This window comes from Streptomyces atriruber (assembly GCF_001418325.1).
GTDB classification, from domain to species: domain Bacteria; phylum Actinomycetota; class Actinomycetes; order Streptomycetales; family Streptomycetaceae; genus Streptomyces; species Streptomyces atriruber.
This window is the reverse complement of sequence record NZ_LIPN01000058.1, coordinates 1-20566: the sequence shown is the minus strand read 5'-3', so window position 1 is coordinate 20566 and position 20566 is coordinate 1. Positions and strand designations below refer to the sequence as shown.

General features: G+C 71.0%; 21 protein-coding genes. 9 read left to right on the top strand and 12 right to left on the bottom strand.

The window, feature by feature from the left end; translation table 11 throughout:
* The 7 genes from AOK03_RS06645 to mce form a co-directional block, all read right to left on the bottom strand.
* Positions 1-483: ABC transporter ATP-binding protein (locus tag AOK03_RS06645; RefSeq protein WP_157868872.1), on the bottom strand; the 483-nt coding region annotated here is incomplete at its 3' end.
* A gap of 109 nt (positions 484-592) precedes the next feature.
* A complete protein-coding gene (locus AOK03_RS06640) occupies positions 593-1432 on the bottom strand; it encodes a hypothetical protein (protein ID WP_055564226.1) in 840 nt (279 codons plus the stop codon).
* Between the two features lie 26 nt (positions 1433-1458).
* Positions 1459-2229 carry an ABC transporter permease gene (locus AOK03_RS06635; RefSeq protein WP_055564225.1) on the bottom strand — a complete coding sequence of 257 codons (771 nt, stop codon included), beginning with the start codon at positions 2227-2229 and terminating at the stop codon, positions 1459-1461.
* A gap of 3 nt (positions 2230-2232) precedes the next feature.
* Positions 2233-3207 (bottom strand): ABC transporter ATP-binding protein, encoded by a 975-nt coding sequence (locus AOK03_RS06630; RefSeq protein ID WP_055564224.1) that lies wholly within the window; start codon positions 3205-3207, stop codon positions 2233-2235.
* A 73-nt stretch (positions 3208-3280) separates the two neighbouring features.
* Entirely contained in the window at positions 3281-4216 is a 936-nt protein-coding gene (locus tag AOK03_RS06625; RefSeq protein ID WP_055564223.1) for a coiled-coil domain-containing protein, read from the bottom strand.
* Positions 4217-4398: 182 nt separating this feature from the next.
* Positions 4399-8370 carry a polarized growth protein Scy gene (scy, locus tag AOK03_RS06620; RefSeq protein ID WP_055564222.1) on the bottom strand — a complete coding sequence of 1324 codons (3972 nt, stop codon included), beginning with the start codon at positions 8368-8370 and terminating at the stop codon, positions 4399-4401.
* A gap of 239 nt (positions 8371-8609) precedes the next feature.
* On the bottom strand, positions 8610-9050 hold the full coding sequence (mce, locus tag AOK03_RS06615) for a methylmalonyl-CoA epimerase (protein ID WP_055564221.1): 441 nt from the start codon (positions 9048-9050) through the stop codon (positions 8610-8612).
* Between the two features lie 138 nt (positions 9051-9188).
* On the opposite strand from mce, the gene AOK03_RS06610 reads away from it, so the two are divergent.
* Together AOK03_RS06610 and meaB are read left to right on the top strand one after the other, a co-directional pair.
* Positions 9189-10391: an acetyl-CoA C-acetyltransferase gene (locus tag AOK03_RS06610; protein WP_055564220.1), complete on the top strand. Its 1203-nt coding sequence runs from the start codon at positions 9189-9191 to the stop codon at positions 10389-10391.
* An 85-nt stretch (positions 10392-10476) separates the two neighbouring features.
* On the top strand, positions 10477-11433 hold the full coding sequence (gene meaB / locus AOK03_RS06605; protein WP_055564219.1) for a methylmalonyl Co-A mutase-associated GTPase MeaB: 957 nt from the start codon (positions 10477-10479) through the stop codon (positions 11431-11433).
* 58 nt (positions 11434-11491) lie between these two features.
* Here meaB and AOK03_RS06600 read toward each other — a convergent pair whose 3' ends face one another.
* Positions 11492-12199 (bottom strand): PepSY domain-containing protein, encoded by a 708-nt coding sequence (locus AOK03_RS06600; protein WP_055564218.1) that lies wholly within the window; start codon positions 12197-12199, stop codon positions 11492-11494.
* A gap of 151 nt (positions 12200-12350) precedes the next feature.
* Here AOK03_RS06600 and AOK03_RS06595 point away from each other — a divergent pair, with 151 nt between their 5' ends.
* Both AOK03_RS06595 and AOK03_RS06590 read left to right on the top strand, forming a co-directional pair.
* Positions 12351-13070 carry a response regulator transcription factor gene (locus AOK03_RS06595; RefSeq protein ID WP_055564217.1) on the top strand — a complete coding sequence of 240 codons (720 nt, stop codon included), beginning with the start codon at positions 12351-12353 and terminating at the stop codon, positions 13068-13070.
* Positions 13067-14497 (top strand): sensor histidine kinase, encoded by a 1431-nt coding sequence (locus AOK03_RS06590; protein WP_055564216.1) that lies wholly within the window; start codon positions 13067-13069, stop codon positions 14495-14497. Before AOK03_RS06595 ends, AOK03_RS06590 begins: the two co-directional genes overlap by 4 nt.
* A 28-nt stretch (positions 14498-14525) precedes the next feature.
* On the opposite strand, the gene AOK03_RS06585 is transcribed toward AOK03_RS06590, so the two are convergent.
* From AOK03_RS06585 to AOK03_RS06570, 4 genes are all read right to left on the bottom strand, one after another.
* The gene (locus AOK03_RS06585; protein WP_055564215.1) at positions 14526-15002 is read right to left on the bottom strand and encodes a MarR family winged helix-turn-helix transcriptional regulator; all 477 of its coding nucleotides are present in this window, start codon (positions 15000-15002) and stop codon (positions 14526-14528) included.
* Between the two features lie 118 nt (positions 15003-15120).
* Positions 15121-15876, bottom strand: coding sequence for an AIM24 family protein (locus tag AOK03_RS06580; protein ID WP_055564229.1), 756 nt, complete (start codon positions 15874-15876; stop codon positions 15121-15123).
* 47 nt (positions 15877-15923) lie between these two features.
* Entirely contained in the window at positions 15924-16574 is a 651-nt protein-coding gene (locus AOK03_RS06575) for an AIM24 family protein (RefSeq protein ID WP_055564214.1), read from the bottom strand.
* Position 16575: 1 nt separating this feature from the next.
* Positions 16576-17214, bottom strand: coding sequence for an AIM24 family protein (locus tag AOK03_RS06570; protein WP_079074530.1), 639 nt, complete (start codon positions 17212-17214; stop codon positions 16576-16578).
* 167 nt (positions 17215-17381) lie between these two features.
* Here AOK03_RS06570 and AOK03_RS06565 point away from each other — a divergent pair, with 167 nt between their 5' ends.
* The 5 genes from AOK03_RS06565 (at position 17382) to AOK03_RS06545 (ending at position 20257) form a co-directional block, all read left to right on the top strand.
* Positions 17382-17732, top strand: a complete 351-nt coding sequence (locus tag AOK03_RS06565; protein WP_055564213.1) for a DUF3817 domain-containing protein — start codon at positions 17382-17384, stop codon at positions 17730-17732.
* Positions 17729-18022: an MTH1187 family thiamine-binding protein gene (locus AOK03_RS06560; protein ID WP_055564212.1), complete on the top strand. Its 294-nt coding sequence runs from the start codon at positions 17729-17731 to the stop codon at positions 18020-18022. Before AOK03_RS06565 ends, AOK03_RS06560 begins: the two co-directional genes overlap by 4 nt.
* A 179-nt stretch (positions 18023-18201) precedes the next feature.
* Positions 18202-18921 (top strand): hypothetical protein, encoded by a 720-nt coding sequence (locus AOK03_RS06555; RefSeq protein ID WP_055564211.1) that lies wholly within the window; start codon positions 18202-18204, stop codon positions 18919-18921.
* Positions 18922-18950: 29 nt separating this feature from the next.
* Positions 18951-19607, top strand: a complete 657-nt coding sequence (locus AOK03_RS06550; RefSeq protein ID WP_055564227.1) for a DUF4166 domain-containing protein — start codon at positions 18951-18953, stop codon at positions 19605-19607.
* Complete coding sequence (locus AOK03_RS06545) at positions 19604-20257, top strand: TetR/AcrR family transcriptional regulator (protein ID WP_055564210.1); 654 nt, start codon at positions 19604-19606, stop codon at positions 20255-20257. Before AOK03_RS06550 ends, AOK03_RS06545 begins: the two co-directional genes overlap by 4 nt.
* The last annotated feature ends 309 nt before the right edge of the window (positions 20258-20566 follow it).

The window sequence follows — 20566 nt, the reverse complement described above, 5'->3', positions numbered from 1 at the left end:
CTCGGGGTCGAGGCCGTTGACCGGCTCGTCGAAGAGCAGCACCTGCGGGTCGCCGAGGAGCGCCGCCGCGATGCCGAGACGCTGGCCCATGCCGAGCGAGAAGCCCTTGGAGCGCTTCTTCGCCACGTCCTGCAGACCCACGACGCCCAGCACCTCGTCGACCCGGCGGGCCGGGATGCCGGAGAGCTGCGCGAGGCAGAGCAGGTGGTTGCGGGCGTGCCGCCCGCCGTGCACGGCCTTCGCGTCGAGGAGCGCACCGACCTGGCGCGGCGCGTTCGGCAGCTTGCGGTAGGGATAGCCGCCGATCGTCACCTGCCCGGTGGTGGGCGCGTCGAGCCCGAGGATCATGCGCATCGTCGTCGACTTGCCGGAGCCGTTCGGCCCGAGGAAGCCGGTGACGGTTCCGGGCCGCACCTGGAAGGAAAGGTTGTACACGGCTGTCTTGGCGCCGTAGCGCTTCGTCAGGCCGACTGCCTCGATCATTCTCCGCACCCATCGAATGGTTCAGGACGTCGGGGCACACGCCCCCGTAAGGGTTAGGAGGATAACTGTGAGCTGACGGTTCCAGCCAAGAGCAAGTAAAACCGTTGATTCACACGGACGGGTCGGGTAGCTCCGTCCAGGGCAGCACCCAGCCCTCCTCGGCGAAGAGCAGGGTGCCCCGCTCGCGCAGCTCCGGGTCGGCGGCCGCCCTGCGCACCCAGGCCGCCGCGTCCGGGCCGAGCAGCTCGCGCAGCGGCGGGGACGCGTCGAGCAGGGCGTCCAGGAGCGCCGCCTGGTCGCCCCCGCCGGGCCGCGGCAGGCCGGTGAGCGGGTCGGCGAGGACGCCGCGGGCGCTGACGTAGACCGACGCTCCGGCGAGCCGCTCGCCGGACGGCAGGGTCATGTCGTACGCGTCTCCGGAGAGCGGGATCCGCCGGTAGTTGGGGAGCTCGGTGGCGTCGATCGCGGGCAGCTGCGCCGGATCCAGCCAGGAGACGACGAGGGTGAGCCGGGCTCCGGCGCGTGCGTAGGGCGCGGCCGCCACATATCCGGCCCGGCCGATGTGGGCCGAGCAGCCCACGCCGATGCCGCGCAGCCGCACGGGCACCATCGGGACGGCGCCGGGGATGCCGAGCCGCCCGAGCTTGTGGGCGAGCTGGCCGGGGGAGGCGTTCGAGCCGACGGCGACGACGGGGTGGCGTCCGGCGACGGGAGGCTGCCCGAGGGTGCCGAGGACGTCGTCCAGCGTGCTGTGGGGCCCGTGGAGTCCCTGGCCCGCCCCTTCGATGGCCCATGCGCCGAGCCCGCCCGGACGCGCACTGAGCGCCAGCAGTTCGGTCCCGGTCAGCAGGGAGGGCGCCGTGACCGGCAGGCCGGGGTAGGTGAGGGGCTGCAGCGCGGGCACGCCGTCGAGGCCGAGCGCCGCGAGTGCGCGGTCCTGCGCCGTCACATGTCCCCCTGGAGTACCGAGTACCGCTAGGCGTCCCGCTTCTTCAGCAGTACGTACCCACCGATCAACGCGACCACCACCCACGCCACCATGATCGCGAGACCGCCCCACGGCCCGTACGGGGTGTCGTCGTCGAACGGCGACTTGACCTGCATGATCCTGCTGCCGGCCTGGTCGGGCAGGAAGCGGCCGAGCTTCTTCGTCGCCGAGACGTTGCCGAGGATGCTGGAGATCAGGAAGAAGAACGGCATCAGGATGCCGAGGGAGAGCATCGGGCTGCGCAGCATCGTCGCGACGCCCATCGAGAACACCGCGATCAGCGTCATGTAGAGCGCGCCGCCGATGACGGCGCGCAGCACGCCGGGGTCGCTGAGCTGCGCCTTGTACTGGCCGAGCATCGCCTGGCCCACGAAGAACGTGATGAAGCTGGTGACCAGGCCGACCACGAACGCGAGCAGCGTCGCGACGGCGATCTTGCTGAACAGGAACGTGGCGCGCTGCGGGACCGCCGCGAGCGAGGTGCGGATCATGCCGGTGCTGTACTCGTTCGAGACGACGAGCACCCCGAAGACGATCATCGCGAGCTGGCCGAGAGACATCCCGGCGAAGCTGATGTACGTCGGGTCGAAGGTCAGCCTGTCCTTGGCGTCGAGACTGTCGTAGTCGTTCTTGGACAGGATGCTGATCAGCATGCCGAGCGCGATCGTGACGACGACGGCGAGGCCGAGCGTCCAGATGGTCGACGAGACCGAGCGGATCTTGGTCCACTCCGATCTCAGGACTTGTGCCGCGGCCATCGCTCAGCCCTCCTTCCGCTGCTGCCAGCCCTCGCCCCAGCCGACGGGCGGCGGGGGTTGTGCTCCTCCGTGGTCCGTGTGCGCGTGGTACTCGACCGACTCGGCGGTGAGCTGCATGAAGGCTTCCTCCAGAGAGGCCTGCTGAGGGCTCAGCTCGTGGAGGACGAGCTGATGGCCCGCGGCGAGCTCGCCGAGTTCCTCCGGCGGCGTACCGTCCACTTCGAGGGTGCCGTTGCCCGCCTCGACGGCGGTGATGCCCGCCTCGTGCAGGACGTCGAGGAGGCGTTCGCGCTGCGGGGAGCGGAGTCTGACGTACGACCGGGAGTTCTGCCGGATGAAGTCGGACATCGACGTGTCGGCGAGGAGCCGGCCCTGGCCGATGACGACGAGGTGGTCGGCGGTGAGCGCCATCTCGCTCATCAGGTGCGAGGAGACGAAGACCGTGCGCCCCTGCGCGGCAAGGGACTTCATCAGGTTCCTGATCCAGTGGATGCCCTCGGGGTCGAGGCCGTTGACGGGCTCGTCGAACATCAGGATCTCGGGGTCGCCGAGCAGCGCACCGGCGATGCCCAGGCGCTGGCCCATGCCGAGCGAGAAGCCCTTGGCCTTCTTCTTGGCGACGGCGGTCAGACCGACGGTGTCCAGGACCTCGGTGACGCGGGCGCGCGGGATGCCGTTGCTCTGCGCGAGGCAGAGCAGATGGTTGAAGGCGCTGCGGCCGCCGTGCATCGCCTTGGCGTCGAGCAGGGCGCCGATGTACTTGAGGGGGTCCTTCAGCTGCGAGTAGTGCCTGCCGTCGATGCGGACGGCCCCGGCCGACGGGTTGTCGAGCCCGAGCAGCATGCGCATGGTCGTGGACTTCCCCGCGCCGTTCGGCCCGAGGAACCCGGTGACCATGCCCGGGCGGACCGTGAAGGTCAGATTGTTGACGGCCACCTTCTCGCCGTACCGCTTGGTCAGCCCCTCGAGCTCGATCATGCGGCAACGCTAAAACGGGACAAAGCCCCCTGCCACTCGGTGGCGGGGGGCTTCGGTGCCCTGAGGAAGCGCTTCAGCGGGTCTGCTGGGCGGGGACCCCTCGGGAGATGGGCTCGTCCTCCGCGGGCGTGCCCGCGGCGGCGACGGCCGCGCCGGTCAGCGTGGCCAGCATCTCGCGCACGTTCGTCAGCTGGGCGTTGATGGAGTCGCGACGGTTCGTCAGAGCGGCGAGCTCGCGCTCGGACTCCGAACGGATCCGGTCCGCCTTCGCGTTCGCGTCGGCCACGATGTCCTCGGCCTGGCGCTGCGCGGTCTCCACCGTCTGGCGGGCCCGGCGCTCCGCGTCCGTACGCAGCTTCTCGGCCTCGAGACGCAGCTGCTCCGCGCGGTGCTCGATCTCCGCGAGGCGCTTCTCCGCCTTGGCCTGACGCGAGGCCAGATCGCGCTCGGACTGCTCACGGCGCTTGGCGAGGTTCGTCTCGAAGTCGGCCGCGGCCTGTGCGGCCTTGGCGCGGGTCTCCTCGAAGAGGGCGTCGGCCTCCTCGCGCTTGGACTGCGCGTCCTTCTGGGCCTCGGCCCGCAGCGCGCTCGCCTCGCCCTTGGCCTTCTCGACGATGCGGACGCCCTCGTCCTCGGCCTTGGACTTGCGCTCGGCGGCGAACGACTCGGCGTCGTTGCGCACCTGCTGGGCGGCGGACTCGGCGAGCTCGCGGTGCTGCTCGGCAGCGCGCCGGGCCTCCTCGCGCAGGTCCTTCGCCTCCTCCTCGGCGAGGCGGAGGATCTTCTCGACGCGGGCACCGAGACCGGCGTACGACGGCTCGGCGTCGGCAACCTGGGCCTGGGCGTTCTGCGTCTCGAGGTGCAGCTCCTCGATGCGCTTTTCCAGAGCAGTGATACGAGCAAGAGCGCTGTCACGGTCGGAGACGAGCTTGGAGATACGTTCGTCCACCTGAGCGCGGTCGTACCCACGCCGCACAAGCTCGAAGCCGTAGGGGGAAGTGTCGCTCATGGGGTTCCTGTCGAATGAGACCGGTGAGGTGATAGAGGGAATCCTAGGGGTCCAAGCGGCGTGTCATCGAGCAGATGCCCGTTTGATCTGGAGAATGACACCCCTTTTGAGTGGTCAACGGCAGGAGGGCTTGCCAGAGACAGGGCCAAAGGTCCTTTCGGAGCACGGGTGATGCTCTTTGGCTACCCCTCCGACTGCTTGCCACTCGAACGTGTCGACCCTGCCGCGGCTCCGGCCTTGACGCCACCCGCGGCCGAGCCGCTGTTGGGCCCGGTCTTCGCACCGCCCGACGGGGCCTCGAAAGACTCCAACGCCTCCAGCACGTCCTGGACACGGGAGATCTCCGCATTGATGTCGGCCCGGCGCCGGACCAGCACCTCCAGCTCGCGCTTGCCCTCCTCGACCACCCGCGTCGCCTCGGCCTCGGCCTCGGCCTTGATGCGCTCCGCCTCGCGCGTCAGCTCGGTCTTCTTCGCCCCGGCCTCCTTCAGGAGACCCTCGGCCTTCTTCACGGCGGAGATACGGACCTTGCTCGCCTCGGAGTTGGCGTCGGCGAGGAGCTCCTTGGCCTTCGCCTCGGCCTCGGCCAGCTGCTCCTCGGCGGCCTTGACCAGCGCGTCGCAGCGCTCGCCCGCGGACTTCATCGCCTCCGCGGACTCGCGGCGGGCGCGCTCGTGCAACTCCTCGATCTCGGCCGTCAGACGGTCGCGCTGCTCCTCCGAGCGCTCCCTTATGGCGGTCGCGTCGCCACGGGCGCCGACCAGCAGCTCGTCCGCGTCCGTACGGGCCTTCTCCACCAGGGAGTTGCCCTCGACCGTCGCCGCGGCGACCAGCCGGTCGGCCTCCTTGCGGGCCGCGCCCACCATCGTGTCGGCCTGCGCCTCGGCGTCCGTCGTCGCCTTGAGGGCCTTCTCCTGCGCGTCCGTGGTCAGCTTCTCCGCCTCGGCGACCGCCTCCGTGATGAGCGTGTCGACCTGCTCGGCGGCTTCCTGACGGCGCTTGTTGGCGGCCTGACGGGCCTCGTCGAGGGTCCGCTCCGCCTCTTCGCGCGCCTCCGACGTGAGCCGCTCGGCCTCCCGCGCGGCATCCGCCTTGACGCGCTCGGCCTCGCTGCGGATCCGCTCGGCGTGCTGCTGCGCGGAGTTGACCGTCTCCGCGGCCTCGGCGCGCAGCCGCTCCGCGTCGCCGGACGCGTCCGAGATAAGCTTCTCGGCCTTCGCCACCGCCTCCGCGCGGACCCGCTCCGCCTCGGCCGTCGTCTCGGCCGTCAGGCGCTCCGCCTCGGTCGTGGACTCGGTGCGCAGCCGCTCCGCCTGCTCGGCCGCCTCCGTGCGGACGCGCTCGGCCTCCGCGACCGTGTCGCTCTGCAGCTTCTCGGCCTCGCTGCGGGCCTCGCCGATCAACTGGTCGGCCTGGCCCGCCGCGTCGCTGCGGATGCGGTTGGCGTCCTCGCGGGCGTCGGCCCGCGTGCGCGAGGCGTCCTGCTCGGCCTGCGCGATGGTGTCCGACGCCTCCGTGCGCACCCGCTGGGCGTGCTCCGAGGCGTCCGAGCGCATCCGCTCGGCCTCCGCGATGGCCTCCGAAACCGTGCGCTCCGCGAGCGACTTGGCGGCCTCCGACGCCTCCGTCGCCTCGCGCCGGGTGCGGTTGGCGTCCTCGGTGGCGCGCTCCCGCTCGGCGTAGGCGTCGGAGCGGACGCGGTCGGCCTCCTCCTGCGCCTCCGTCTTCGTGCGCTCGGCGGCGTGCTCGGCGGCCGAACGCAGGCCCGCGACCTCCTCCTGCGCCGCCTCGTGCAGGCCGGCCACGGAGTCCCGTACGGACTGGGCGTGCTGCTCGGCGGCCGAGACCATCTCGGTCGAGCGGCGGTCGGCCTCCTCGACCAGGCGGATCGCCTCGGCCTGTGCCTCCTCGACGCGCTTGCGGGCGGACGCGAGGAGTTCCTCGCTCTGCTCGCGCGCCCGCTCGCGCTCCTGGTCGGCCTCCGCGCGGGCGGAGCCCAGCGTCTCCTCGGCCTCGCGACGGCGGCGCGCGGCCTCCTCCTGGGCGGCGGCCAGCGCCTCGGCGGCCTCCGTGCCGACGCGCTCGGCGGCGGCCGCGGCCTCCGCGCGCACGCGGTCGGCGGACTCCTGCGCCTCGGTCTTGAGCCGCTCGGCCTCGGCGGCGGCCTCCGAACGCAGCCGCACGGCGATGTTCTCGCCCTCCGCGCGGGACTGCGAGGCATCGGCGGCGGCCTCCGTGCGCAGCCGCTCCGCCTCGGTCTCGGCCTGCGACTGCAGCGTGCGGATCCGCTCGGCGGCCTCCGCGCGCTGCCGGTCCGTCTCGTCCGAGGCCTCCTTGCGGATGCGCTCGGCCTCCGCGCGGGCGTCGGTCAGCGCCTGCTCGGCGGAGGACAGCCGCTCCTCGGCCTCCGTGCGCAGCCGCGTCAGCTCGTCGGCCGCCTCGGCCTGCCGTGCCGCTATGGCCTGCTCGGTCTCCTCGCGCAGCGCCTGCGCGGCTTCCTCGGCCTCCGACTTCGTGGCCTCGGCCTGCTCGGCGGCCTCCTCGCGGTGCCGCTCGGCCTCCGCGCGGGTGCGCTCCAGGGTCTCCTCGGCCTGCGTGCGCAGGGTCGTGGCGCGCTCGATGGCCTCGGTGCGGACCCGGTCGCTCTCCGTGGTCGCGGCCGTGCGCAGCTCGTCGGCGTCCGCCTTCGCCTTGGCGAGCAGCTCTTCGGCGGACTTGGCCGCCTCCTCGATCTGCTGGACGGCCTCCCGCCGGGCCTCGCCCCGGATGCGCTCGCCCTCCGCGGCCGCGTCGGCCCGCAGCTGCTCGGCCTCGCCGCGCAGCCTGCGCGCCTCCTCCTGCAGCTCGACGGTCTTGGCGCGGTACTCCTTGGTGTCGTCCTTCGCCGCGCCCTTGAGCTCCTCGGCGATGTCGTGCGCCTCGGCGCGCAGCCGGTCCGCCTCGGTCTCCGCCTCGGAGCGGATCCGCTCGGCCTGCTCGGTGGCGGCCTTCGTGGTCTCCTTGGCGTCCTTGGAAGCCTTGTCGAGGACCTCCTCGGCGGTCCGCGCGGCCTTCGCGAGCTGGCCCGCGGTCTCCTCGGCGGTGATCGTGCGCGCCTTCTCGGCGGCGTCCGCGATCAGCTTCTCGGCCTCCGCGCGGGCGTCGGCGACCAGCTGCTCGGCCTCGGACCTGGTGGACTCGGCCTCCTTGGTGGCCTCGCCGACCAGCCGGGCGACCTGCTCCTTGGCGGTGCGCGTGCGCTGTTCGTTCGCCGCTTCGGCGGCCGAGAGCTGCTTGGCCGCGGAGTCCTTCGCCTCGGCCAGCAGCTTCTCGGCCTCGCTGCGCGCCTCGCGCAGCGCCGTCTCGGCCTCGGTCATGCGCTGCTCGGCGGCCCGGCTCGCCTCGGCGGTCTGACGGCGCGCCTGCTCGGCCTCGGTCGCCGTGGTGGAGCGCAGCTGCTCGGCGTGGTCGGTGGCCTCCTGGGCCTGCGTCGACGCGGCGTTCAGGAGGCGCTCGGCGTCCGTGCGGGCGCGGCGCAGGATGGCCTCGGCCTCGGCGCGGGCGGCCTCGGCGTCACCGGCGAGCCGCTGGCGGGCCTCCTCGGCGACGCGGGCGGCCTCCGCGCGGGCGGCGGCCAGGGCCTGGTCGGCCTCGGCGCGCGACTCGTCCAGGAGCCGGCGGGCCTGCTGCTCGGTGCGGGCCCTGAGCTGCTCGGCCCAGGCCACGTTCTCGTTGACGTGCGACTCGACGGTCTGCCGACGCTCGTTCAGCTCCTGGTCGAGTTGCTGGCGCCGCGTCACGGCCTCGGTGTGCAGCTCGGACTGGAGCCTGGCCTGCTGCTCGGCGTGCTCCTGGAGGATGCGCTGGGTCTGCGCGCGGGCGTCGCGCAGCTCGCGCTCGGCGTCGGCGCGCAGTTGTTCGGCCTGGATCTGGGCATTGCGGAGCAACTGCTCGGCCTGATACCCGATGTCCGCGCTGTCGTAGGCAGGGCGGGACGCGAGGTTGCGGCGCGCCTCGTGCAGCTTGGCGCGCAACACCTCGACCTGGTAGCCGAGGTCCTCGGCGTGCTGGACGGCCTTCTCCCGCTCGGTCTTCAGCCGATCCATCTCGGCCTCGAACCGCGACAGACTGTCGGTCTCAGCCCGCGAGTTCTCTTGGCGTTCGTAGCCCCGCACTGCGCGGTCCCATCCTTCCCCAAGCTCGTCGAGCAGGGGATGCCCCAACCCTGGTCGCAAGTCTCTCCAACGAGCCCCGTCCATCGGCCGAACGGGGCCCCCGGGTGAATGGTGTCAGATCAACGGCGGAGCATGGGCTGCTGCCCCGACGCTCGTCCCCCGAAACCCGGACCCCGGCACGTGGCCGCCCGAACTTCGGACGGCCTCCCTCTCACCCTACCGGCCCAGATATACGGAGGTCAGTGCTCCTGTGACTCGGAAGGTGCCGAAGTGACAAGTTCGGTAAGCACTCCGTGGCAGTCCTTCGGGTGCAAGAAGGTGATGCGCGAGCCCATGGAGCCAATTCGGGGCTCGTCGTACAGGACGCGTACGCCCTTGTCCTTGATGGCCGCGGCGTCGCCGTCCACGTCCGCGGTGCCGAAGGCGATGTGGTGCACGCCCTCGCCGTTCTTGGCCAGCCACTTGCCGACCGCCGAGTCGTCGCGGGTCGGCTCCAGAAGCTGCAGGTAGGAGGCGCCTCCGTCACTGGTGTCATTGATCTTGAGCATGGCCTCGCGCACGCCCTGCTCTTCGTTGACCTCGGAGTGGGTCACTTCGAATCCGTACGTCGCGCGGTAGAACTCGACGGTCTTGTCGAGGTCGAAACAGGCGATCCCGATGTGATCGATTCGCGTCAGCATGCTTCAAGTGCAGCGCTTGATGCAGTGATTACGCAACGTGCGCGCGATCACAGTCGCCGCCCGGTGACGGCGGGGGTACTGCTCAGTACATTCAGATAAACCCTCGTTAACTCCTCTCCTCCCAAGGGGTCGTCGCACATGGCAGGAACGACCGGTACCACCTCAGTGATCGTCTCGGGCGCACGAACGCCCATGGGCCGTCTCCTCGGCTCGCTGAAGTCCTTCTCGGGTGCGGATCTGGGGGGCTTCGCGATCAAGGCCGCGCTGGAGCGCGCGGGCATCGGAGGCGACCAGGTCCAGTACGTGATCATGGGTCAGGTGCTCCAGGCCGGGACAGGGCAGATCCCGGCACGCCAGGCCGCCGTCAAGGCGGGCATCCCCATGAACGTCCCCGCGCTGACCATCAACAAGGTCTGTCTCTCGGGTCTCGACTCCATCGCACTCGCCGACCAGCTGATCCGCGCCGGTGAGTTCGACATCGTGGTGGCCGGCGGTCAGGAGTCCATGACCAACGCCCCGCACCTGCTCCCCAAGTCCCGTGAGGGCCACAAGTACGGCGCGATCGAAATGATCGACTCCATGGCGCACGACGGCCTGACCGACTCCTTCGACGGCGTCGCGATGGGCGAGTCCACGGAGAAGCACAACACCCGCCTGGGCATCCGCCGCCCGGAGCAGGACGAGGTGGCCGCCCTCTCCCACCAGCGCGCGTCCGCCGCCCAGAAGAACGGCCTGTTCGAGGCCGAGATCACCCCGGTCGAGATCCCGCAGCGCAAGGGCGCCCCGGTCCTCTTCGCCAAGGACGAGGGCATCCGCCCGGAGACCACCGTCGAGTCCCTCGGCAAGCTGCGCCCGGCCTTCGCCAAGGACGGCACGATCACGGCGGGCACGTCCTCGCAGATCTCCGACGGCGCCGCCGCCGTCGTGGTGATGTCCAAGGCCAAGGCCGAGGAGCTGGGCCTGGCGTGGATCGCCGAGATCGGCGCGCACGGCAATGTGGCGGGCCCCGACAGCTCGCTCCAGTCGCAGCCGTCCAACGCCATCCAGCACGCCCTGAAGAAGGAGGGCCTGTCCGTCTCGGACCTCGACCTGATCGAGATCAACGAGGCGTTCGCCGCGGTCGCGGTGCAGTCAATGAAGGACCTCGGCGTGTCCTCGGAAAAGGTGAACGTCAACGGCGGAGCCATTGCGCTGGGTCACCCGATCGGGATGTCGGGCGCGCGGCTCGTGCTGCATCTCGCCCTGGAGCTGAAGCGCCGGGGCGGTGGCGTGGGTGCGGCCGCGCTGTGCGGTGGCGGCGGCCAGGGCGACGCCCTGATCGTGAAGGTGGCCAGGGCCTAGCCTCCGGCCGGCCGCTGTCCCCGCTGTCCCTCGGGCACGTGCGTGAGTGCCCCGTACGTGCTCGTACGTAGTGAACGGAGCTGTGATGCAGGACGTCCCCTCCCTGGTGGCGCAGGCCCGCGAGGGCAGGCCACGGGCCGTGGCCCGGCTGATCTCACTGGTCGAGGGGGCGTCACCGCAGCTGCGCGAAGTGATGGCGGCGCTGGCGCCGCTCGCCGGCCATGCGTACGTGGTCGGCCTCACGGGATCCCCCGGTGTCGGCAAGTCGACATCGACGTCCGCGCTCGTGAGCGCCTACCGGCGGGCCGGGAAGCGGGTCGGCGTCCTCGCCGTCGACCCGTCGTCCCCCTTCTCCGGAGGCGCGCTCCTCGGCGACCGGGTGCGGATGTCCGACCACGCGTCGGACCCCGGCGTCTACATCCGTTCCATGGCCACGCGCGGTCACCTCGGCGGGCTCGCCTGGGCCGCGCCGCAGGCCATCCGCGTCCTCGACGCGGCGGGCTGCGACGTGATCCTCGTCGAGACCGTCGGCGTCGGCCAGTCCGAGGTGGAGATCGCCTCCCAGGCGGACACCTCGGTCGTGCTCCTCGCGCCCGGCATGGGCGACGGCATCCAGGCGGCGAAGGCCGGAATCCTGGAGATCGGCGACGTGTACGTCGTCAACAAGGCGGACCGCGACGGCGCCGACGCGACCGCGCGCGAGCTGAACCACATGCTGGGCCTGGGCGAGGCCCGCGGCGCGGGCGACTGGCGGCCGCCCATCGTGAAGACGGTCGCGGCGCGCGGCGAGGGCGTCGACGAGGTCGTCGAGGCCCTGGAGAAGCACCGGGCGTGGATGGAGGAGCGGGGCGTCCTCGGCGAGCGGCGGGTCGCGCGCGCCTCCCGCGAGGTCGAGACGATCGCCGTCACCACGCTGCGCGAGCGCATCGGCTCGCTCCACGGCGACCTGCGGCTGTCCGCGCTCGCCGAGCGGATCGTGGCGGGGGAGCTGGATCCGTACACGGCCGCGGACGAACTCGTCGAGGGTCTGACGGAGAGCTGAGACATGCCACTGGGGCGGCGTCGGTGACGCCGCCCCAGTGGTGGTGCTCCTGTGTGTGTCAGTCGTCGTCCTGACCGTCGTGGTCGTCGTGCGTGTCCGTGCGGTCGGCCGTGACCTTGCCGGTCTTCAGGTCGACGTTGTACTCGGACTCGGCTCCCTGCTTACCGGTCGTCTCCACGTTCCAGGCGGTCGCCGTGCCGTCGTCGTCCAGGTCCACGGAGGTCACCGTGCCCTTGTCGGCGCCGGCCTGCGCGGCGTCCGCGGCGCTGACGGACGCGCCCTTCAGGGCGGAGTTCACCCGGGCGGCGTCGGCGGCGTCCTCGGCGGCGTCGTCCTTGTCGTCCTTGTCGACCCAGGAGCCGAGGACCTTGCCGGTGCCCGGGTCGACCTCGACGTTGTGCCAGGTCTTGCCCTTCAGGACGTCGACGTCCCAGACCAGGCCGCCGTCCTCGTCGTCGAGCTCGGCGGAGACCGCGGTGCCGGAGGTGTGGGCGAGGGCCGCCTTGATCGCGTCGGCGGCGGTCACCTCGGCGGCCTTCGCCTCGGCGGTGTTCTCGGCGGCGTCGTCGCGGTCGTCGTCCTTGCGGTCGTCGTCCCGGCCGTCCTGGTCGTCGCGGTCGTCCTGGTCCTTGCGGTCGTGGTCCTTCAGCTGGACGCTCGACTTGCTCGCGGCGCTGTCGTCGTCACCGCCGGTCGCGAAGGCGGCGGTGCCGCCTCCGATCAGGGCCGCGGCGGCGACGGTGGCGATGACGATGTTGCGCTTCATGAGGGTCCTCCCGAGGAAGTGGGCGGTACGGGCGGCGGCCCGGGGGCCGCTGCCGTTCGCTTTCGACGTGGACCAATCTGGCGGAGCGATCCTGAACGCACGCTGAAGCCGCCTGAAGAACTCTTCAGCTTCGCTCTGCCACCCTGAACGCATGCGCCCACCCGTCTCCCACCACCGCCCTGCCGGAGGCGCTACGCGCCACACCTATCGACTCTTGATCGTGGAGGACGAAAAGCGCCTCGCCCTGTCCCTGGCCAAGGGCCTGACCGCCGAGGGCTTCGCCGTCGACGTCGTCCACGACGGCGTCGACGGACTGCACCGGGCGGGGGAGGGCACGTACGACCTGGTGATCCTCGACATCATGCTGCCCGGCATGAACGGCTACCGCGTCTGCTCCACGCTGCGCGCGGCAGGCCATGACGTGCCGATCCTGATGCTCACGGCCAAGGACGGCGAGTACGACGAGGCCGAGGGACTCGACACGGGCGCGGACGACTACCTCACCAAGCCCTTCTCGTACGTCGTGCTGGTCGCCCGCGTGAAGGCGCTGCTGCGCCGCCGCGGCTCCGCGGGCCCCTCCCCGGTCCACACCCTGGGGAACCTGAAGGTCGACATGGCCGCGCGCCGCGTCTTCCGCGACGAGGACGAAGTCACCCTCACCGCGAAGGAGTTCGCCGTCCTGGAGCAGCTGGTGCTGCGGGCCGGCGAGGTCGTCTCCAAGGGCGACATCCTGGACCACGTCTGGGACTTCGCGTACGAGGGGGATCCCAACATCGTCGAGGTGTACGTGAGCACGCTGCGGCGCAAGCTCGGCGCGGCCCTCATCAAGACCGTGCGCGGCGCCGGATACCGGCTGGAGGCCCCGCGATGAGGCGGCTGTTCGGATCGGTGCGGGCCAGGGCCACGCTCGGCGCGAGCCTGGTCGTCGCCCTCGCCCTGGTCGCCGCGGGCGCCGCCGTGCTGCTCTCGCTGCGGGACAACCTCACCGACCAGGCGGGCTCCCGGGCCGACGCGGCCGCCCGCAAGGTCGCCTCGCAGCTCCTCACGGTCCGGTCGTTCGGCGACCTGGACCTGCCGGACGACGAGGAGCAGCCCGTCCAGGTGGTCGACGGCAACGGCAAGCTGGTCGCGGCGAGCGACGACCTGCAGCGCATCAGCGGAACGGGCGTCGACGAGGTCCAGCCCGGTCGCGGGGGAGAGGGGGAGAAGGAGGACAGCGGCGACGGCGAGGACCGCGAGGACCGCGAGGACGGGGAGGTCGACGACGAGACGAAGTACACCGAGGGCTCCGCCACCATCGACGGCGACAGCGCCGACTACCGCTTCGCCGCCGTCGAGGTCAGCTCGCCCAAGGGCGACTTCACCGTCTACGCGGGCGGCTCGCTCTCCGACGAACAGAGCGCGGTGTCCACGGCGTTGACGTCCATGCTGGTCGGCTTCCCGCTGCTGCTCGCGGTCGTCGCCGGTGTCACCTGGCTGGTGACGCGGCGCGCCCTGCGCCCGGTGGCCGCGATCACCGCGGAGATGGCCGCCATCACCGCGTCGGAGGACCTCGCGCGGCGCGTGCCCGAGCCGGACACGCACGACGAGATCGCCCGCCTCGCCCGCACGACGAACGAGACGCTCACCGCGCTGCAGACCTCCGTGGAGCGCCAGCGCCGGTTCGTCGCGGACGCCTCGCACGAGCTGCGCAGCCCCATCGCCTCGCTGCGCACCCAGCTCGAAGTGGGCGCCGCGCACCCGGAGTTGCTGGATGTGGACGGCGCCGTAGAGGACACCGTGCGGCTCCAGGAACTCGCCGCCGACCTGCTGCTCCTGGCCCGTCTGGACGCGGGGGAGAAGCCGGGGGAGGGGCGGGTCGACCTGGCGGCCTTCGCGCGCGAGGAGCTCTCGCAGCGCACCCGGGACCACGTCGACGTGCACACGGACCTGAAGAGCGTCGAGGTCGCGGGCTCCCGGAGCCAGTTGGCGCGGGTGCTCGGCAACCTCCTGAACAACGCGCAGCGGCACGCGCGCTCCCGCGTCACGGTCAGCACCCGGAGCGAGGGTCCCTGGGCGGTCCTGGAGGTGGCCGATGACGGAAGCGGCGTGCCGGCGGGCGAGCGGGAGCGGATCTTCGAGCGGTTCGTGCGGCTCGACGACGCGCGGACCCGCGACGAGGGCGGGGCCGGTCTGGGCCTCGCCATCGCGCGGGACGTGGCGGTGCGGCACGGCGGCACGCTCGTGGTGCGGGCGGCGCCGTCCGGGGGTGCGCTGTTCGAGCTGCGGCTGCCCAGCCCTCAGTCGTCGGCGGAATGAGGGGTGCGGCGGGCCGTGGCGGAGCGGATCAGGGCTTGCCGCGCTGGGAGCGCAGGTGTTCCGCGATCGGGGTCAGGGCCTTGCGCAGGTCTTCGAGGGCCTCGGCGGAGATGAGATCGACGAAGTGCCGTCGCACGGAGGCGACGTGGTGCGGAGCCACCTTCTGCATGGTCTCCATGCCCTCCTCGGTGAGGACGGTGTAGAGCCCCCGGCGGTCGGACTCGCAGTTCTCACGGCGCACCAGGCCCGCGTTCTCCATGCGGGTGATCTGGTGGGAGAGGCGGCTCTTGGACTGCAGAGTGGCGGCGGCGAGGTCGCTCATCCGCATCCGCAGCTCTTCCGACTCGGAGAGGTACACGAGAATGTCGTAGTCGTTCATGGTCAGGTTGAACGGCTGAAGGTCCTTTTCGAGCTGATAAGTCAGCATCCTGTTGACCTCCACGTGGGTGCGCCAAGCGCACTGTTCCTCGTCGGTCAGCCACTGCGGGGCCGTCTCGGTCTCCATGGAATCGATTCTACCTAAGAAGTTGAAAGGTGAACGAATGGTGGGATGTGACGCGCCTCGCACCGCCTTCCTCGCGGAGGGGCACAGGCGTTCGCCGTCACACTCCGCAGACTACCGCTCACAGCCCGAAGCGACGCTGGAGGTCCCCCAGTTGTCCGGGAAGGCGCGGTGCACCCGGCTGCTGACCCGGTTGCCCCGGAGTGCCCCGTCCGCCGGGTACGCCCCCCTGATGTGGCACCTCTCCCGATGCCCGTTCGGGCATCAGCGCCTCGGTGGACTGGAGCAGGACCGTGCCGGCGCCCACGAACTCGAACTGGTGCTCCTCGCCGGACGTTCCGCCGATGCCGGTCAGTGCTCGCACGCCTCCGATCACGCCCGTGAGGTATCCGTGGTCGTAGTGATGGCACGGTGAAGGACAGTCGGCCCACCCCACGAGCGCCTGTGGATCAACGCGGATCGGGGGCTCCATGAAGACAACCGGGCCGTTCGACGCGGCGACGAACTTGCCCGTGCCGATGAGGGTCAGAAAGCCCGGAACGATCGATTGCTTCAGCGCGAGAGTTGGCTGAAAAGCGAGGAGGTTGCCCGAGCGAATGGTGAGGTTGCCCTCCTCGAGATCGTACGAATTCACGTCGAAGGCCCGGTCGGACAGGAGCATCTTGCCCTGGCCGTCCGCCACGACCCAGTCGCTCGCGTGCAGCGGCGAATGAAAGCTGGTCCGGACCAGACGGTCGAGGCGGCCGTGCCCGATGCCGTTGAATTCGATCCGTCCGTAGTAGGCGATCATCTTGCCCTTCTGCAGGAACCACTGGTTCCCCTTGAGCTCCACGCAGAAGGTGTACGGATTCACGCTGTCGTCGCTCGGCAGCGTCATCGGGTCGAAGACGGCGGGCGCCCCCGCGGGGGTCGAGACGTTCGGGTTCACAGCTTCTCCTCCGAAGCCTGGACGTACACCGCGCCGCTTCCCGACAGCTCCAGCTGGAAGGCCTCTCCGGAGCCGCGGCCCACCATGTCGCGCCAGCCGAGCGCCGTGGACAGCTTGTTGCGCACGTCGCCGTGGTGCGCGACATACGCCTGCGGGTCCACGTGGACCGGGCGCTGCGGGGTGATCGGCACCTCGATGACGCCGCCGTGCGCCATGACGGCGACCGCGCCGTGGCCCTTCAGGGTCGTGGTGAACAGGCCCTGACCGCTGACCTGGCCGCGCACCATGCCCATGACGCCGCCCTGGGAGCCCATGAACATCGTGCCCTGCTGGAGCGTGCCGTCGAAGGCGAGCAGGCGGTCCGCCTCCACATAAAGGGTGTCTCCGGAGAGGCTGATCACCTGGATGTGGTGGCCGCCGTGCCCGAAAAGGACCGTGCCGCTGCCCTCCACGGTCATCAGGGGAGTGGCCTCGCCCGCGACCCGGCGCCCGATCATGGAGGCGAGACCGCCCTGGCCGCCCTGGAGGTTGGGGGTGAAGGACACCTCTCCCTTGTAGGCAAGCATGGCGCCGCGCTGGCTGAAGATCTTGGTGCCCGGCTGCACCGTGGCCTCGACCATCTTCGAGTTGATCTCGCGGAAGGGCATGTCACACATCCCCTGCGATCGTCGCCCGCTCGCTGGGCTGGACATAGACCAGGCCGTCGCCCTCGAAGCGGATCTGGAAGGCCTCGCCGCCGCCCTCGCCCATGAGCGTGCGGAACGTCACGCCGGACTGGAAGCTCTGTCGTACATCGCCCTGGTGCGCGATGTACGCCCCCGGGTCGACGGTCAGCGGATACTGCCGGGAGACGCGCAGCACCACCGCGGGGCCGTCGGAGACGATCGCCGCCTGGCCGGTGCCCTCGACGGTCGTGGTGAACAGGCCGTTCCCCTGCGTCGCGCCGCGCAGGCCGGTGAAGCTGGTGCCGGTGCGCAGGCCGGCGTCGGTGCAGAGCAGATTGCTCGACTCGACGAAGAGCTTGTCGCCGTGCAGCTGCACGAGGTTGATCTCGGTGGCGCGGTCGGCGAACCAGCACGTGCCGTGCCCCTTCACCTCCATCACCGTCATCTGCTCGCCGGTGACGCGGCGGGTCACCATGCCGCGGATGCCCTCACCGCCGCCGGTCATCTTCTTGAAGGCCATCTGGCCGTCGTACGCGACCATCGAGCCGTTCTTCGCCTTCACGGCGTCGCCCGTCATGTCGACGGCGAGCACTCTGCTCCCTTGGAGCCGGAACGTAGCCACGAATCGACGGTAGCCGCCGCGTACCCACCCAGAACAGGGTGAAGGGCCCTGAGCGAACCCGGAGAACACCCCGATGTCACAATGGGGGTCGCTTGTGCGTCCGTTCACAAGATCGGCGCCGCCGAGCCCCGCCCCTTGCCTGCCGTCCGTCCCACCGAAGGTGACCCGTGGACATCAAAACCGCTTCCGCACTCCGCCGCCTCCGTCTGGTCTCCGTGCCCGAGGGTATTTCCTGGATCGTGCTGCTGGTCTGCACGATCATCAAGTACACGGTCGCCGAGGGCTTCAACGCGGCGCCGGTGCTGGGCCCGATCCACGGTGTGCTCTTCATCCTCTACGTGCTCTTCTGGCTCGACGCCTGGAACCGCACGAAGTGGGACGTCAAGACCGCCGCCCTGTACTTCGCGTACTCCTTCGTCCCGGGCGGCGGCTTCATGGCCGAGCGCAGGCTGAAGCGTGAGGCCGAGGCCGCGGTGATCGCCTCGCGCGCCCGCAAGGAAGGCGTCGTGAACGCATGATCGTCGCCTTCTCCGTGACGCCGCTCGGGGTCGGCGAGGACGTCGGTGAGTACGTCGCCGACGCGGTCCGCGTGGTCCGTGAGTCGGGTCTGCCGAACCGGACCGACGCCATGTTCACGTCCGTCGAGGGCGAGTGGGACGAGGTGATGGACGTGATCAAGCGTGCCGTCGCCGCGGTGGAGGCGCGCTCGCCCCGCGTCTCGGTCGTCATGAAGGCGGACATCCGCCCCGGTGTGACGGACGGTCTCACCTCCAAGGTGGACACGGTGGAGCGGCACCTGTCCGCGTAGGCGCGCTCCGGTACTCCAGGGCTCCGGTACTCCAGCGCTCCGGAAATCCAGCGCTTCACGAAAGCCCCTGCCCTTCTGGGCGGGGGCTTTTCTCTGTCCGCCGACTTGAGCGACTGCTCAAATGTCGCTACCTTCGGTTTAAGCAGTCGCTCAAAAAGACGCTGACGTGGGGGTTTGCCGTGAGTCTGTACATCGAGGCGCGGATACGCGCCGATCTCGACGCCCTCTGGGCCCGGACCCAGGAGCCCGACCGGCACCAGCGCTGGGACCTGCGCTTCACCGAGATCGACTACCTGCCGTGCCAGGAGGGCGAGCCGCAGCACTTCCGGTACGCCACGCGCGTGCTGCCCTTTCTGACCATCGCGGGCACCGGAGTCTCCGCGGGCGAGAAGCGGCGTCCCGACGGCACCAGGACCTCCGCCCTGCGCTTCGCCTCCCCGCACCCGCTCTCCCTCCTCGAAGAGGGCAGCGGCTACTGGCGCTACGTACCGGCGCAGGACGGTGACGGCATCCGCTTCCTCACCGGATACGACTACCGCCCGCGCTGGGGCCGCTTCGGAAGGGTCGCCGACCGGCTGGTCTTCCGCCCCCTCATGGGCTGGGCGACCGCCTGGTCCTTCGACCGCCTCAGGCTCTGGCTGGAGCGGGGCATCACCCCCGAGCGCGCCCTGCTGCACGCCGTGGCGGACTTCGCCGTCCGCGTCCTGTGCGTGATCGCCGCGGTCCTCTTCGTCCCCATGACGGCCCTCGCGACGGCCGCTCTGATGCTGATGCTGCCGCCCCTGCCCACGACCCCGGCCGCCCGCCGCTGTCTGCGCACACCACCGGGACGCACCCGTGACCCGCGCATCCTCTCCACCCTCGCCCCGCTCGCCGGGCCCAAGGAGCAGCACTCGTGACCGAGCCCGCATCGATCTTCCGCACCGTGATGGGCGCCGACTTCGACCGGCTGCACCCCCAGATCCGGCGCCGCTTCTCCGTCGGCCTGGCCGGCGGCGAGGCCTGCACGGGCCGGGGCGTCATGGACCGCATCTGGCACGGGCGGGGATTCGTCAAGCCGTTCCTCGCGGTGGGCGGCACCCGCAACATCCTCGTCCCGCGCCAGGGCAGGAACGTCCCCTTCGTCATCGAGAACGTGCCGTACGCCGACACGTACGGCCGTGAGACGGTGACCTTCGTGCGCACCTTCGACCTGCCCGGCGGCCCCCGCCGCTTCGACGCCCAAATGGTCCTGAGCCCCAAGGGCGACCGCGTGCTCGACTACCTCGGCACGCACCAGCACCTCGCCAGCGACCTCCACTTCCGCGCGGAGCCCGACGGCTCGCTCCTGATCCGCTCCGGAGCGCACCGCTTCCGGGAGGGCCCGGTCGACTGCCGGGTGCCGTCCCTCGTCGGCGGCGACGCGGAGGTCCGCGAGTCCTACGACGAGGCGTCCGGCCGGTTCCGCATCCGGGTCCGGGTGGCCAACCGGCACTTCGGGCCGCTCTTCGGCTACGAGGGGTCCTTCACCGCGACGTACACCGACGTCCGTACGTGCGGGGTCCGCCCGGGACTGCGGCCGGTCCGCGAGGAGGCGCGCGCGTGAGTGCGGCCAAGGCCCCGGCCAAGAGCCTGGAGACGCGGACCAAGCTCCTCGAAGGGGCGCTGCGGACCCTCACGGAACAGGGCATCGCCAAGACGTCCGCGCGGAACATCGCGGCGGCGGCCGGGGTCAACCAGGCGCTCGTCTTCTACCACTTCGGCTCGGTCGACGACCTGCTGGCGGCGGCGTGCCGACACGGTACGGAGCAGCGGGTCTCCCGGTACCGGGAGCGTCTCTCGGGGATCGACTCGCTCGCCGAACTCCTCGCCTTCGGACGGGAGATGCACGAGGAGGAGCGCGAGGCGGGCCACGTCGCGGTGCTCGGGCAGCTGCTCGCCGGTGCGCAGACGCAGCCCAGGCTCGCGGCGGCCACCGCGGCGGGGCTCGCCCTCTGGATCGAGGAGATCGAGAAGGTCCTGACCCGGGTCCTGTCGGCCTCTCCCCTCGGGGAGTTCGTGGATCCGGTGGGGCTGGCGCGGGCGGTGGCGGCGTCGTTCGTGGGGATGGAGTTGTACGAGGGGGTTGATGCGGCCGGGACGGAGCGGGCCCTCGATTCTCTTGAGGGGCTCTCTCTGCTTGTCGCGGCGGTCGAGGACCTGGGGCCGATGGCTCAGCGGGCGGTTCGGCATCGTCTGCGGAAGGCGCGCGGCTGACGTCGGCGGTGGCGGTGGGTTTGTTTCTCTGTGGCGTCCTGCCGGGGTAGGGGCCTCGAGACCGCTGTTTCGCGGCGGATTCATCCCACCCGCCCCCCCGTTTGCCCCGCGGCGTTGACGCGGGAGCAGGGGCGGCCCACACATCCCGACCCCCGTCGCAACCCCTCCCAAACCCGTCACCATAAAACCGCTCGCACGGGCGAACCCCGTTCGACACGCCGGGGAAACTCCACTTTTGTGTGGTTATCAGGGCATTGGCTCGGATCACCAGAACATGGAGGGCGCTGTGCGGCAGCCGGAGGGCTACGA